Source organism: Pseudomonas profundi, from assembly GCF_008638305.1.
In the GTDB taxonomy this organism is placed as follows: domain Bacteria; phylum Pseudomonadota; class Gammaproteobacteria; order Pseudomonadales; family Pseudomonadaceae; genus Halopseudomonas; species Halopseudomonas profundi.
On record NZ_VTPZ01000001.1, the window covers coordinates 1 to 14,256 of the forward strand.

A 14,256-nucleotide genomic window follows, 5' to 3' on the forward strand; every position below is an offset into this window, starting at 1 on the left:
TAGGAAAACCATACAAGGCGCGACCCGCGGCGATGCTGGCCCCCAGGCCAGCCTGGTTTACAGCGCCGCCACAAACTCAGATATCCACCCTTCCCCGCAATACCTTCGCCCGCCCCCTCGCGGTCTTACTATCTACCCGCCGCTTTTTCGAAGCCTTGGTCGCCTTGGTCGGCCGTCGCTGTTTCTTGATTTCAACCGCGCTGTTGATCAGCTCAGCCAGCCTGGCGAAGGCATCCTCGCGATTCTGTTCCTGGGTTCGGTATTGCTGCGCCTTGAGCACTATTACCTTGTCCTTGGTAACACGCGAATCCGACAGCTCGAGCAGCCTTTCCTTGAAAAAATCAGGAAGGCTGGACCTGTTTATATCGAACCGCAGATGAATCGCACTGGATACCTTGTTAACGTTCTGCCCGCCCGCGCCCTGGGAGCGAATGGCGGACACTTCCACCTCCGCCTCATCGAGCTCGACACCGTAGAGCAGCTTGATCATCAGGGTTTTTCTCCGTGTTGGCGAAACAGGATGGCTATTCTGGCCCCAAGGTTAAAGGAGTACAGCAATATGCACAAAAGCCTGCTGCCCGGCATGTTGATGATGTTGACCTTCACCGCAGTTGCCGAGCCGTCTGGAGACAGCGACCTTCCCGACTGGACAGTCGAACGTATCGACCCGCTTCACGATCGCCTTTCGCGCTGGGTAAACAATTCCTCACGCAGCATCGATGGGTTCTTTGGAACAGACGAGCACCTCGCTGTACGCAACCGTTCCTATCTGCGCCTTAGCCAGGAATTCGAATGGGAGGAAAGCGAAGGCATCGACAATGACACCAGCATTCGCTTCAAACTCGATCTGCCTACAACCAAGGACAGGTTGCGGCTGATCATCGAAAGCGATCCGGAAGAAACCCAGGGCACGCTCTCGGAACAGCAGGCAAATCGCCTCGGCGCGGAACAGCCCGGCAGCGGCAACACCATTCTCGGGCTGAGTCAGCTGGGCGGTGACGACAAGACCATTGGCTGGGAAACCAGTGCTGGAGCGGGTATCAAGTTTCGTTTTCCGCTGGATCCCTATGTGCGACTCACCGCCGAGCGCCTGTGGGATGTCGGCGAAGGTCCCTGGCAACTGGAATCCTACAATCGCGCCTCATGGTTCAACAGTGACGGCTACCGGGTCAGGACCCGCTGGGATCTGGGGCGCCCGCTGGATGATACCCAGCACCTGCGCTTCATAACGCATGTGCAATGGCAGGAGGATGAAGACACGCTGGAGTTTTCCGAGTCCATCGAGCTGAACCAGATACTCGGCAAGCGCAGCGCCATCCGCTATGCCGGTATCGTGATCGGCAGCAGCCTGTCCCACACCCGGGTCGAAGACTACGTATTATTGGCACAGTATCGCCGTAACCTGCACCGCAACATTCTCTTTGCCGACATCGTCCCCGAGCTGAGATTCCCGCGCGAGGCTAACTTTGCGCCGCGCTGGGGATTGGTTCTGCGTGTGGAAATGTTCTTCCGTGGCGAGGTAGTTGATCGCAGACAGTCAGCGATGCCAACCGATGACGCGCGGGGTTATTCTCCGGAGCGAATCACCCAAGCCTTCGAGACGGCCCTGGGCAGCCGGCATCCCCCTGCGCTCTATGCACAGCCTATCAGCTGGCCCAACACCAACAACCGGTACGGGCCCATGGGGCAGACCCCACGGACCCAGGCCAGCATGCTTGCCAACGCAAACCGTTTCGGCCAGCTATAGTCACGATGGCATCAGGCGTTGCGTCGAAGGACCAACGCCTCGTGCATGAAGTTGACCATCCACTTGGTCATCAGCTCGCCATCGACATCAGCACTGAGCGAGGCGTTACCTGCTCGCAGACGGACATCCGGAATAATCCCCTGACGTGCCGCCATGAGATCCCTCGAATACTCCTTGGAGAACTCAGGGTGCCCCTGAATGCTGAGAAAATGGTCACCGTACTGGACCACGTAGTATTCGCAAAAGTCGCTTTTTACCAGCACTTCAGCCTCGGCTGGCAACTCCACCACCTGGTCCTGGTGGCTGACAACCAGATCCAGCTTGTCCTGCCAGGGGTCCATCCAGGTCCTGCGCTGCACAAGCTGATTGAAGGAGACACCGACGCCCCAACCCTTTTCGGATCGCTCGACCTCGCCGCCGAGAGCCCTGGCAATCAGTTGATGCCCGAAGCATATCCCTACCAGCGGTTTTTTTGCTTCCCATAGCTTGATCAGGAAGTTTTCCAGCGCTTCGATCCAGGGTAGCGGATCATAGACACTGAACCGGCTGCCAGTAGTCAAGTAGCCGTCGTATTCATCGATGGAGGCAGGCAACTCGCCGTCATGTGTACGATAGATGACGACATCTGAAGTTCGGACATGCCCTTCTAGCCGCCTCAGCAGCATGTCCGGATAATTGCCATGGTTCGGTTGGAGATTCTCGGTCACATCGTCGCACTGCAAAATCCCGATCTTCACGTATTCCTCCCGTCAAATAACGCCCAGCAGCACACGGCTGAGATGCTTGAATCATGAGCGGAGTGGACCGGGATGGCAAGACATCGGCCACGCCTCAATCCGGAAGCGGGGCCGACTCCTTACAAGGGGCTGGCGTGTCCTACGCCGGGATGCTTTTGACTTTAGGTTCGCGGGCCCAGACCCGATGTTTGGTCATCGCTACGACGAGCTTGTCGCCAAGATCCTTGGCGGTTGGTGCACTGATCAAGCCTTCATCGGCGTCCAGGCGCAGGTGGCTCGCCAGGTTGCCGGCGTCACCACACAAGGCGATGGCCTTAAGGTGTTTATAGGCCTCCAGCAGGTAATGCTGTGCGGTGCCGTTCGCTTTCATCGCCTCGACAGCGGCTTCACCGCCAGGCACGAACACTGCGTCGAAGGCAATTGACGGCAGGCCTTCCATCGAAGCGTCTGGCACCAGACTTTGACCTTGCGCAGTCTTCACCGGCGCGGCGGAGGGAGCGATAAGCTTGGCCATCGCGCCTTCCTGCTCGAGCATGTTCATGATGAAACTGATATCAGCTTCCTCGACTCCGTCGGCAATCAGGATGGCCACCTTCCGTGACTTGATGTTCCCAGCCAGCAGGTGGAGTTGGCTGAGTGCCGGAGACTCCTTCAGGCTCAGCGCGCGCGGCGGAACTGTCGGCCCGGAAGGCGCGGCAACGCCAATATTCTCCGCGACGCGAGTGGCCAGGGTGAGATCAATATTGGCGAGGATCTCGTTTACCTGGCGTTCACGAATAAACATCCGCTCAACCTTGGACAGCTCGAAGCTGTAGGCGCCGATGATGTGCTCCTTCTCCGGCTCGCTCATGCTGTTCCAGAACAGCGTTGCCTGGGAGAAATGATCACCAAAGGATTCGCTGCGGTTGCGGATCTTGGTGCCTGAAACCGGTTCCGGATAGGATTCGAAACCACCGCCACTGGGAGCCGGCGGGGCTTCTTTCGGCCAGCCACCATCGATCGAGTTGGGCTCGTAGGAAGCGCGCCCCTTGTTGATTGTCTGGCGATGCGGAGCGTCACGCTGGTTGTTATGAAACGGACATACCGGCCGGTTGATCGGAATCTCGTTGAAATTGGGACCACCCAGGCGCAGCAACTGCGTATCGGTATAGGAGAACAGCCTGCCCTGCAACAACGGATCATTGGTGAAATCGATACCGGGCACCACGTGGCCAATATGGAAGGCGGCCTGTTCGGTCTCGGCGAAAAAGTTGTCCGGATTGCGGTCGAGCGTCATCTTCCCGACGATACGCACAGGAACCAGCTCTTCGGGAATGATTTTGGTGGGATCCAACAGGTCAAAGTCGAACTTGTGCTCATCCTCCTCCGGTACCACCTGCAGGCCAAGCTCATACTCTGGATAGTCACCTTTCTCGATGTCTTCCCAGAGCATGCGGCGGTTGAAGTCCGGGTCCTTGCCGGCGAGCTTTTGCGCTTCATCCCAGACCAGCGAATATACGCCTGACACAGGACGCCAGTGAAACTTGACGAAAACACTCTTGCCCTGCGCATTGATCATGCGGAAGGTGTGCACGCCAAAGCCCTGCATTGCGCGATAGTGCACGGGGATGGCGCGGTCAGACATGGTCCACAGCACCATATGTGCCGACTCAGGCGTCAGCGACACAAAGTCCCAGAAAGTGTCGTGGGCGGACTGACCGGTGGGGATCTCGTTATGCGGCTCGGGCTTCACCGCATGCACAAAGTCGGGAAACTTGATGGCGTCCTGGATGAAGAAGACCGGCATGTTGTTGCCCACCAGGTCGAAGTTGCCTTCATCGGTATAGAACTTGGTGGCGAAACCACGTACGTCGCGCACCGTATCCGCCGAGCCGCGCGGACCCTGCACGGTTGAAAAGCGCACGAAAACCGGGGTTTTCTTGGACGGATCGTTCAGAAAGTCAGCCTTGGTCAGATCTGACAAGGGCTCATAGACCTGAAAATAACCGTGCGCAGCGGATCCACGGGCGTGCACGACGCGCTCGGGAATGCGCTCATGATCGAAGTGCGTGATCTTTTCACGCATGATGAAATCTTCGAGTAGCGACGGCCCGCGGTCTCCCGCCTTGAGCGTGTTCTGATTGTCGGCAATCCTGGTGCCTGTATTGGTAGAGAGTGACTTGCCCGTGGCGTCTTCTCGGTAGGCTTCAAGCTGATCAATCTTGGTACTGGAATTGCCGCGATCGGTAGTATCGGTGCCCGCCAGATCACTTTTATTGTCGCTGGACATATGATTCTCCGTACTGAATGAAGGAGGATCCTCACAGCGGTGCTTCGGTTGCCGCAGGAGGGGTCTCAGTATCGGAGCCTGTCACCACGGTTTCGTTCGTCTACGGCGAAATAGGCTTTTTCAATGCCAGCTATTGTTTTTGTAAATCAGTCAACTCCGCTGTTATTCACCGATGTCTTCATTCCATAACGCCGGGTTGGTTGAAATAAACCGTTGCATCAGCTCCAGACAGTCGGGATTCTGTAACACCTGAACGTCCACTTCGCGCGAACGCAGCAGCTCCTCTTCACCCAGGAACGTCTGGTTCTCGCCGACAATCACCTTTGGAATGCCGTATAGCAGGATCGCACCGGTGCACATCGGGCATGGCGAAAGCGTGGTGTATAGCACCGAGTTGGCATAGACGGACGCAGGCTGGCGTCCCGCGTTCTCGAACGCGTCCATTTCTCCATGCAGAATGGCACTGCCCTGTTGCACGCGGCGGTTGTGTCCGCGGCCGATTATTTTGCCGTCATGAACGATAACCGAGCCGATGGGAATGCCACCCTCGGCGGCGCCGGCACGGGCTTCGTCAATAGCGCACTGCATGAATGGATCCATGGATACTCCCGGGTTGAAGGGTCTGACCAACGTGACCAGCACGGACAGTCGGGCTAAGCGCATTATGCATCCAAAAGCGGCGTTGCAAAGATCGTATTTTTAGCAGTGCCACCCCTGTAGCTGACAGGGATTCCGCCTTATGATGGCGCCCCCGCGCTTACTTGCAAGGATTCTCGATGCAACCGCAGTTCTCCTCCCAACCAACATCCTTTTCCGTCAGTCTGCACTGGCTGCTCGGCGCGGCCGCGCTGGTTGTCGTGCTCGGTGGCTTGAAAGCGATCAGCCATATCGTCACGCCCATTTTGCTGGCGGTATTTCTCGCCATTATCAGCGCCCCGCCGCTCACCTGGATGCAGCGCCGGGGCGTGCCCGGGCCGGTGTCCATTCTAGCGCTGTTCTCTGTCGTAGGTTTCACCTTTTTTCTGTTATTCCTTGCACTCAAGGGCGCTGCCGAGAGCATGGCAACCCAGGCGCCGATCTATCAGGCGCGCTTTACCGGCTGGATGCTGGAGCTGCGTGAATTCATTGCGCAACGAGGCCTGCCGCCCGATCTGTTACCGCGAGAACTGTCATTACCTGCGACCCCGACCATCACCGGTGCGGCGCGGGATATAGCCGGCGGGCTCGGCCAGTTCACCGCGACATCGCTGTTGGTATTGCTCGCCTTCATGTTCCTGCTACTGGAAGAACGCACCCTGTCCGACAAACTTGACGCAGCCTTCCCCAATCGGCGGCGGGCGCGCGTACGTGCACGCCGCTTTCTCCGTTCGGTATACCGTTATCTGCTGATCAAGACAGCAGCCAGCGCGGCAACCGGCCTGGTGATTGGTATCGGTCTGCTGGTTATCGGGGTAGATTTTCCGATTCTGTGGGGAATTGTCGCAGGGCTGTTGAACTTCATTCCCACCATTGGCTCGATCATCGCTGCGGTCCCGGCCGTTCTGATCGCCTTTCTCGGTCTGGGCATAGCAGAAGGTCTTGGCGTGCTCGGCCTCTATGTTGCCGTCAACACCCTGATTGGCAACATCCTGGAACCACGTTTCATGGGTCGGAGTCTAGGGCTCTCGCCTTTGGTGGTGTTGGTGTCATTACTGATATGGGGCTACGTGTTCGGCCCGGTCGGGATGCTGCTATCGATACCCTTGACGATGGTTGCCAAGCTGGCACTGGATGCCTCGCCCCAAACGCGTTGGGCGGGCATCCTGATGAGCGATGAAGCCAAGCGATAAGCCGGAACATCCAGACCGCCATCGCTCAAGGAATCGATTCCCAACCCGGCACGCCTCGTCTGATCACCTGGGAAAAGTCCTCGTCATCCTCAGCCTGCCGTGCCCGTTCGGTAAAATTACCACGGTCCTTCAGCGCTTCCAGCGGCCTGTCCACCAGGCCACCTACGTCTTTGACGTAGGAAGGTAGATACGCCGATAGCAACAGCCGCACGTCTATCGGCAACCCATCAACGATCTGCTCCATCATGTTGTAAACGATGATTGTGCAGTTCGCGGTAACGGTATGGTAGAAGCGCGGCTGCGCAGCAAGCCGGTTGGCCTCCTCGACATACGCCACGAACAGATCGCGCATGGCAGGCTCCGGCATCTCGACGCGATAGAGGTGCGCCTCTTCGCCGCGCACATTGGTTCGTACCCGAACGGCATCGCGTTCATCCGAGGCGAGCACGTCCAGCTCAAACTGTTTGAAAAACCCGCCAATTGCAGAAAAGCTCTCATCCCGCTCGCGGCGAATCTCCACCGTGAAGGTAATAAACTCCCCATCATCGAAGCCGAAGGACACCAGGATGTGGGCAATCCCTGGCATCCCCCATTGCGACGTGATCAGGTCAACCGAGCGTAAAGTGCCCAGATCATAACGGCGGGTTTCCCAGCGCACGTCATAATCATCCACCGAGCGCCAATGGAAGTTGCGTACGTTGTGCAGCGTAGCCTGCTGGCCATTGATATCGCCCTGGGTAATCCGCGCCAGGTCATCGGCCCACTGCCGCTCATGGCTCGGCTCCAGGCTGCCCCACCACACCATCAGCAAGGCGAACAGCAGCGCATATCCGGTCAGGCCGAGACCCACGGCGCCGGTCCAGATCAACCACAGGATACCCAGAGCGGCCCCACCCCAGACAACAATCAACCCGATACGCCCGGCCGGAGGCCATGGCAGCTGGAACCACAGCGCCATGCTTCCCCATACGCAGCTCAGGATGATGATCAGTGTTCCGAGGGAAAGTAACAGGGTGCGAAGCATCAAGCGGGTCCGTAAGGGCTTTGGTCAGCGTCAGTCTAGCCGCCCTGAAGCCGAAGGTGTACCGGCGATACCGCGTGACAGCCTCAGCTGCTATGGACAGTGCAGGTCACCAGCCTGATCACCAGTGGCCTGACCGCGAGTATGCAGAGAAAGGCGCTGGGCATGGCTACCTTGTAAGCTTGCCATACCTGTCCGACATAGCCCTGGCCCAACCCCGCGTTCGCTGCTGTAATCACCAGGCACATCAGAAACGCCATGATGCTGGACATATAGAATGCCACCGCAAAAGGCGTATAGCGCGACGGCAGTTTGAACCGCTGCGAGCGGGATGAGGGAGGTTGCGAAGACATGAGATACTCTCGTAAGCGTTGCGGAATCATCGGCCAGACCGGTGATCACACCGGAGCGGCCCGGGAGTGCGGGTCGCAAATGATAACATCTGGTTTTGCTTGTCGCATCGCTGGCCGAGACAAGGGCCGCCGATCAGGAACCCACACGCGCGCAGCGGTGTCGAGATTGATACTTCAATCAAGACCTCCGTCGCGGAATAATCACAAGAGAGACGTCAATGCAGTCACTGCCCCAGCGCCTGATTCTCTGTTTGGCCCCGCTTTTCCTTGTCGCCTGCGATGAAGAACAAACCAGTCCCGAGCCACCACCACCCACGGTATCGGTTGTAACCGTCGAAACCCAGCCGGTCGCCAACGTCGTTGAAATACCGGGGCGAGTCGAAGCCATAGCTGTCGCCGAAGTCCGCGCCAGGGTCGACGGCATTATTCAAAAGCGGCTGTATGAAGAAGGCACGGACGTCGAAGCCGGCCAGCAGTTATTCCAGATCGACCCGCGGGAAATGCAGGCCAATATCAATTCAGCCGAGGCAGCACTCGACCGCGCTAAGGCGACCGCCGCCAATGCTGCCCAGGATGTAAAACGTTACGAGGGCCTGGTCGCCAAACAGGCGATCAGTCAGCAGGAATATGACACAGCGCTGGCCCGCCTGCGTACCGCCCGCGCGGATGTGTCCCAGGCCGAGGCTGCGGTGGAGACAGCGGAACTCAACCTCGGTTATACGCGTGTCGAGTCTCCCATTGACGGTGTAGCGGGACGCGCAGAGGTGACTGTCGGTGCTCTGGTCAGCGCGGCCAACGGAACATTGCTGACCCGCGTCGAACAGTTCGACCCGGTCTACGTAAACTTCTCACAATCGAGCTCCGACCTGCTCTCGGTACGTGCCCAGATCGCTTCCGGGGCACTGGAAATGCCGGAGAAAGGCAAGGTCCCGGTACAGTTGGTTCTGGAGAACGGCGAGCCGTATCCGCATACCGGTTATGTTGATTTTCTGGCCATGTCGATTGACCGCGCCACCGGCACCGTCGCAGTACGGGCCCAGGTACCGAACCCCGATCGCCTGTTGTTGCCCGGCCAGTTTGTGGAGGCTCAGGTTGAAGTAGGAACGCGCCCCGCCAGCATTCTCTTGCCGCAGCGCGCGGTGATCATGAACGAGCGCGGTGCCAGCGTGATGGTCGTGGACGAGCAGGATGTCGCGCAATCGCGGGAAGTAAGAACCGGCAGCATGTATGACGGCAAGTGGGTCATCCTGGAAGGTCTCGAGCGCGGCGAAACAGTCATTGTCGAAGGCTGGCAGAAGGCCCGGCCCGGTACGCCGGTAACGCCGGAGCCCTACGACCCCGGGCAGCCACCAGGCGCTGGTGCGCCGGCGCAGGATGAGGCCGCCGCGCAATGACCCCGACATTCTTCATTCGCCGTCCAGTATTCGCCTGGGTCATTGCGCTGGGCATTCTGCTCGGAGGCATCCTTGCCCTGCGCGCCCTGCCCGTCGAACAGTACCCTTCGATCGCCCCGCCCCAGCTGAACATCAACGTGACCTATCCTGGCGCAGATGCCGGGGTCCTGGAAACCAACGTCACGCAGGTCATTGAGGAAGAGCTGAACGGCGTAGAGGGTTATCTGTATATGGACTCGACCAGCCGCTCGAACGGCACGGCGTCCATTTCCCTCACGTTGCAGGCCGGCACCGACATCGACGTCGCGCAGATGGAAGTGCAGAACATGCTCAGCCGCGTGGAGCCACGTTTGCCGGAAGAAGTGCGACGTCAGGGTATACGCGTCTATCAGGCCTCATCCAGCTTCGCACTGATCGTCTCGCTGGTATCCAAGACCGGCACCATGGGTAGCCTGGAGCTGGGCCATTTCGCAACCACCAATATCATCAGCGAACTGCGCCGGATCCAGGGCGTCGGAGATATTCGCGAGTTCTATACGCCCTACGCGATGCGCATCTGGCTGAATCCCGACCGGCTGGCGAGCTTCGGCATCTCGGCTGCCGAGGTCATGGCCGCCGTGCGCGAGCAGAACAGTCAGGCAGCCGGCGGCTCCCTCGGCGAACCACCTCTCAGCGAAAACATCGAGATTAATGCGCCCATCGAAACCCAGGGGCGCTTCAGCAACCCCGATGAGTTCGCAGAGATCATCCTGCGCGCCGACAGTGACGGCTCGGTGATTCGGCTCAAGGATGTCGCCCGCGTCGAACTGGGCGCGCAGAATTTTACTGCGCGCAGCGAGCTCAATGGTCAACCAGCTGCCGGCCTCGCCGTGCAGCTTGCGCCCGGCGCCAACGCGCTGGATACCGCCGAAGCTGTCAAGCAGCGGATGAGAGAACTCGAGGCGGGATTTCCCGAGGACATTGCCTGGACCGTCCCCTTCGATTCCACGCCCTTCATTTCCGCATCCATCCGTCAGGTACTGCTGACCCTCCTGCAGGCTATGGCACTGGTGGTGCTGGTGATGCTGGTGTTCCTGCAGAGCTGGCGCACCACACTGATCCCCACTATCGTCATCCCCATCACACTGATCGGTACCTGCCTGGGACTCTGGCTGCTGGGATTTTCCATCAACCTGCTCAGCCTGTTCGGACTGGTGTTGGCGATAGGTACGCTGGTGGACGACACCATCGTGGTCGTGGAAAACGTCAAGCGCTTGATGGATGAGGAAGGATTGCCCCCCTACGAGGCCGCAGTCAAAGCGATGGGGCAGGTATCGGCGGCAATCATCGGCACCACGCTGGCCTTGATCGCGGTGTTCGTGCCGCTGGCGTTCTTCCCGGGTTCCACGGGCGGAATTTACCGCCAGTTCGCCGTCACCCTTTCCATCGCAGTCGGGATATCCACCCTGCTGGCACTGACATTGACGCCCGCCATGTGCGCTGCGTTTCTCAAGCCAGCAGAGAAGGAAAAGGACAAGCCTGGCTGGAGCAAACGTATCTTTGCCCCCTTCAACCGCGGCATGTCATACATGACCGATCGCTATAACGGCGGAGTCGGTTTCGTACTGGCCCACCCGCTTATTTTTCTGCTGGGTTTTATCGCGCTCCTGGCATTGACCGCCCTGCTCTTTGTACGCATGCCGACCGCCTTTCTGCCCGATGAGGATCAGGGCTCGGTGATGACAGTCATTCAGGCCCCACCGGGCTCCACGATTGAGCGCACGACCACGGCGGTCAAGCAGGTACAGGCGTTCTATGCCGACCAACCGACCGTTGAAGATGTGGTCAGCGTGTTCGGCTTCAGCTTTTTCGGCCAGGGTCAGGCGCATGCCATGGCGTTCGTGCGACTCACCCCGTGGTCTGACAGGCCGGATGAAGAGCAAAGCTCGCTGGCTCTGGTACGCAAGGCCATGGGGGCCTTTTCACAGATCAAACAGGCCCAGGTATTCGCGCTGAATCCTCCATCCATCCCCGCGCTCGGCGTATCGGGCGGCTTTTCCTTCAAGCTGGAGGACCGCGGCGGCAATGGATACAAGGCGCTGCTCGACGCCCGGGACCAGCTCCTGGGTTTGGCTAGCGAGAGTTCGATTCTGGAGGGCGTGCGTCCGGAAGGTGCCGATGAGGCGCCCAAGTTGCGGCTGGATATCGACCGGATCAAAGCCCGCGCCCTGGGCCTGTCGATCAATGATGTCAACACCGCTTTAGGCACAGCGTTCGGCAGTGCTTACGCCAATGACTTCAACCTCGATGGCCGGGTGTTACAGGTTCTATTGCAGGCGGATTCACAGTTTCGCATGACGCCCGAAGACGTACTCGATCTTAAGGTGCTGAACGACGAAGGCGAAAATGTGCCCTTTGGCGCGTTTTCCAACGCAAGCTGGACCCTCGGTCCGATTCAGCTGCAGCGCTATAACGGCTATCCCGCCGTAACGCTCTCGGGCAACGCGGCGCAAGGGCATACCACCGGCGAAGCCATGGATGAGATGGCGCAGCTGATGGAGCAATTGCCCGCCGGCTTCGCCCATGAATGGTCCGGCGCATCCTACGAGGAACAGCAGGCCTCGGGTCAGGTGGGCATGCTGCTCGGGCTGTCTCTACTGGTCGTGCTGATGGTGCTGGCGGCGCTCTATGAAAGCTGGACCATCCCTATTGCCGTGTTGCTGGTGGTGCCCTTTGGCGGCCTGGGCGCGATCCTGTTCGCGATGCTCAGAGACTTGCCCGCCAATGTGTACTTCAACGTCGGCCTGGTAACCATCATCGGCCTGTCGGCAAAGAATGCGATTCTCATTGTCGAGTTCGCCATCGAAGAGGAAGGACGCGGCAAATCGCTCATTGATGCGGTGATGAGTGCAGTACGTTTGCGCTTCCGCCCGGTACTGATGACCTCGCTTACGTTCATTCTCGGCATGCTGCCGCTGGTGCTATCCAGCGGTGCCGGCGCGGCCTCGCGGATCGCAGTCGGCACCGGTGTCATGGGTGGGATGATCGTCGCGACACTGCTTGGCCTGTTCTACATCCCGCTGTTTTACATGTCAGTCCGGCGCTGGTTAAGCCGCAAGGGCCCTCCCGGCGTGCGGGACAATTCCGACAATGAGGACAACTCCGACGGCAACAAGGAGCAGCCAGCGCATGAATAAAACCTGCTCTGTTCTGCTGATAGCGCTTACCGCCGGCTGCCAGCTGGCTCCGGAACACCAACGACCCGAGCAGCCGACGGCAGCGCTTTATCCCAAGGTGTATGCGCCGGCACGGGGCGAAGCCGTCGCCAGCGATATCGCCTGGCAAGCGTTCCTTACTGACCCTCGCTTGCGGCAGCTGGTCACCACCGCGTTACAACACAACCGCGATCTGCAAATAGCCATCGAGCGTATCGAGGAAGCGCGCGGCCTCTATCGGGTCCAGGGCGCGAGCCGCTATCCCACGCTTGGCGTGAATGCCGAAGTGACCCGGGGCCGCTACCCTACCGGCGCGGGTGCCGGCGGGGCGACTGCGTCGCCGGGATCCCCCGGTGCCGCTGCCGGAGCCGGCGGTGGGATCGTTGAGCGCTACTCGCTGGGCCTGGGCGTTTCGGCCTTTGAGCTGGATTTCTGGGGACGTGTACGCAACCTGACCGAAGCCGCCCGAGCGCAGTATCTGGGTACGCTTGAAGCGCAGCGGGCATTTCGCCTGTCCTTGATTGCCGATGTCGCCTCAACCTACCTGGCATTGCTTGAGGCGGAAGAGCGTATCAGGCTCGCCGAGGCAACCCTCGAAAGCCGCCAGGACGGCCTGCGTATCGCCAGGGTGCGTCTTGACGCCGGCATTACCTCTGCACTGGACTGGAACCAGGCCCGCGCGCTGCTGACCCAGGCAGAAACCGAACTGGCGGGGCTACGGCTGACCCAGGCGCAGCAGCGCAACTTTCTGGCGCAACTGGTCGGCGCAGAGATTGAGCGCACCCTGCCCGAGCCTCTGCCGCTGACTCAGCAGATCAGCGAAACCACATTGCGCGCCGGGCTGCCCTCCGATCTGCTGTATGTCAGGCCGGATATTATTGCCGCCGAAGAATCGCTGCGCGCCGCGCGGGCCAATATCGGCGTCGCACGTGCTGCATTTTTTCCGCAGATTTCGCTCACAGGTACCTTCGGGTATGCCTCGAGCGAACTGGACGGGCTCGTCAACAGTGACAACGAAACCTGGAGTATCGGGCCCACCATCAGCCTGCCGCTGTTTGATTTCGGCCGAAACCGCGGCAACCTGACGGTGGCCCAGGCGCGCGAAAATATTGCTGTTGCAGAATACGAGGACGCCATTCAAACCGCCTTCCGGGAGGTGTCGGATGCGCTGGCCGGCCGGCAATTTCTGGCCGAGCAGTTGATTGCACAGGAAGAGAATGTCGAGGTTCTACGAGAGATCGCCGAGTTGGCGCAAGACCGCTACGCCGAAGGCGTGGTGAATTATCTGCAGGTACTGGATGCGTCGCGCAACCTGTTCCAGGCGGAACAGGCGTACGTACAGATCAAACGCGCGCAGGTGCAGAATCTGATCGAGCTTTATGTGGCGCTGGGGGGCGGGACGACGGCGCCAAGACAGCTGGCGGAGTAAAAGCCAAACCCTGGCGTAGCGCAGGCGCGCTACACCCCCAGGAGCCGCCCGCATCTTCCTGTGGGTGCTGCGGGCCCTGGGCCGGGTACAGAGTGCGCGTGGAGGGAGGCATTGGCGTAGCGCAGGCGCGCTACACCCCCCAGGAATAGCGTCAGAGCCGGGTTTCCGAAGGTAGGGTTTCCTGGGGTTGACTGGCCCCGGCCTGCGTTCGGACTCGCCTGGCGGGTTTGGTGTCGCGGCTGAGCTGGCGTAGCGCGGGCACGCTACACCCCTGGGCGAGTAA

Annotated in this window: 11 protein-coding genes; 5 read left to right on the forward strand and 6 right to left on the reverse strand. The window is 59.6% G+C overall.

Annotated features, from left to right (window positions below):
- Positions 1-76: 76 nt before the first annotated feature.
- Positions 77-490 carry an alternative ribosome rescue aminoacyl-tRNA hydrolase ArfB gene (arfB, locus tag FZE95_RS00005; RefSeq protein WP_150298779.1) on the reverse strand — a complete coding sequence of 138 codons (414 nt, stop codon included), beginning with the start codon at positions 488-490 and terminating at the stop codon, positions 77-79.
- Positions 491-559: 69 nt separating this feature from the next.
- Between arfB and FZE95_RS00010 the strand changes: the two genes are divergently transcribed.
- Positions 560-1,747 carry a hypothetical protein gene (locus FZE95_RS00010; RefSeq protein ID WP_190324441.1) on the forward strand — a complete coding sequence of 396 codons (1,188 nt, stop codon included), beginning with the start codon at positions 560-562 and terminating at the stop codon, positions 1,745-1,747.
- An 11-nt stretch (positions 1,748-1,758) separates the two neighbouring features.
- Here the strand turns inward: FZE95_RS00010 and FZE95_RS00015 are convergent, their stop codons facing one another.
- From FZE95_RS00015 to FZE95_RS00025, 3 genes are all read right to left on the reverse strand, one after another.
- On the reverse strand, positions 1,759-2,484 hold the full coding sequence (locus FZE95_RS00015; protein WP_150298780.1) for a glutamine amidotransferase-related protein: 726 nt from the start codon (positions 2,482-2,484) through the stop codon (positions 1,759-1,761).
- A 139-nt stretch (positions 2,485-2,623) separates the two neighbouring features.
- Positions 2,624-4,753, reverse strand: coding sequence for a catalase HPII (katE, locus tag FZE95_RS00020; RefSeq protein ID WP_150298781.1), 2,130 nt, complete (start codon positions 4,751-4,753; stop codon positions 2,624-2,626).
- Between the two features lie 162 nt (positions 4,754-4,915).
- Positions 4,916-5,353 (reverse strand): nucleoside deaminase, encoded by a 438-nt coding sequence (locus FZE95_RS00025; RefSeq protein ID WP_150299311.1) that lies wholly within the window; start codon positions 5,351-5,353, stop codon positions 4,916-4,918.
- A 176-nt stretch (positions 5,354-5,529) separates the two neighbouring features.
- Between FZE95_RS00025 and FZE95_RS00030 the strand changes: the two genes are divergently transcribed.
- Positions 5,530-6,582: an AI-2E family transporter gene (locus FZE95_RS00030; protein ID WP_150298782.1), complete on the forward strand. Its 1,053-nt coding sequence runs from the start codon at positions 5,530-5,532 to the stop codon at positions 6,580-6,582.
- A gap of 25 nt (positions 6,583-6,607) precedes the next feature.
- On the opposite strand, the gene FZE95_RS00035 is transcribed toward FZE95_RS00030, so the two are convergent.
- Both FZE95_RS00035 and FZE95_RS00040 read right to left on the reverse strand, forming a co-directional pair.
- Positions 6,608-7,606 carry an Lnb N-terminal periplasmic domain-containing protein gene (locus FZE95_RS00035; protein WP_150298783.1) on the reverse strand — a complete coding sequence of 333 codons (999 nt, stop codon included), beginning with the start codon at positions 7,604-7,606 and terminating at the stop codon, positions 6,608-6,610.
- A gap of 83 nt (positions 7,607-7,689) precedes the next feature.
- The gene (locus FZE95_RS00040; RefSeq protein WP_150298784.1) at positions 7,690-7,956 is read right to left on the reverse strand and encodes a DUF2798 domain-containing protein; all 267 of its coding nucleotides are present in this window, start codon (positions 7,954-7,956) and stop codon (positions 7,690-7,692) included.
- Between the two features lie 218 nt (positions 7,957-8,174).
- Between FZE95_RS00040 and FZE95_RS00045 the strand changes: the two genes are divergently transcribed.
- The 3 genes from FZE95_RS00045 to FZE95_RS00055 are packed head-to-tail and all read left to right on the forward strand — an operon-like array spanning position 8,175 to position 13,973.
- The gene (locus FZE95_RS00045) at positions 8,175-9,350 is read left to right on the forward strand and encodes an efflux RND transporter periplasmic adaptor subunit (RefSeq protein WP_150298785.1); all 1,176 of its coding nucleotides are present in this window, start codon (positions 8,175-8,177) and stop codon (positions 9,348-9,350) included.
- Positions 9,347-12,526 (forward strand): multidrug efflux RND transporter permease subunit, encoded by a 3,180-nt coding sequence (locus tag FZE95_RS00050; protein ID WP_150298786.1) that lies wholly within the window; start codon positions 9,347-9,349, stop codon positions 12,524-12,526. Before FZE95_RS00045 ends, FZE95_RS00050 begins: the two co-directional genes overlap by 4 nt.
- Positions 12,519-13,973, forward strand: coding sequence for an efflux transporter outer membrane subunit (locus FZE95_RS00055; protein ID WP_150298787.1), 1,455 nt, complete (start codon positions 12,519-12,521; stop codon positions 13,971-13,973). The genes FZE95_RS00050 and FZE95_RS00055 overlap by 8 nt, the downstream gene beginning before the upstream one ends.
- Positions 13,974-14,256 lie beyond the last annotated feature (283 nt).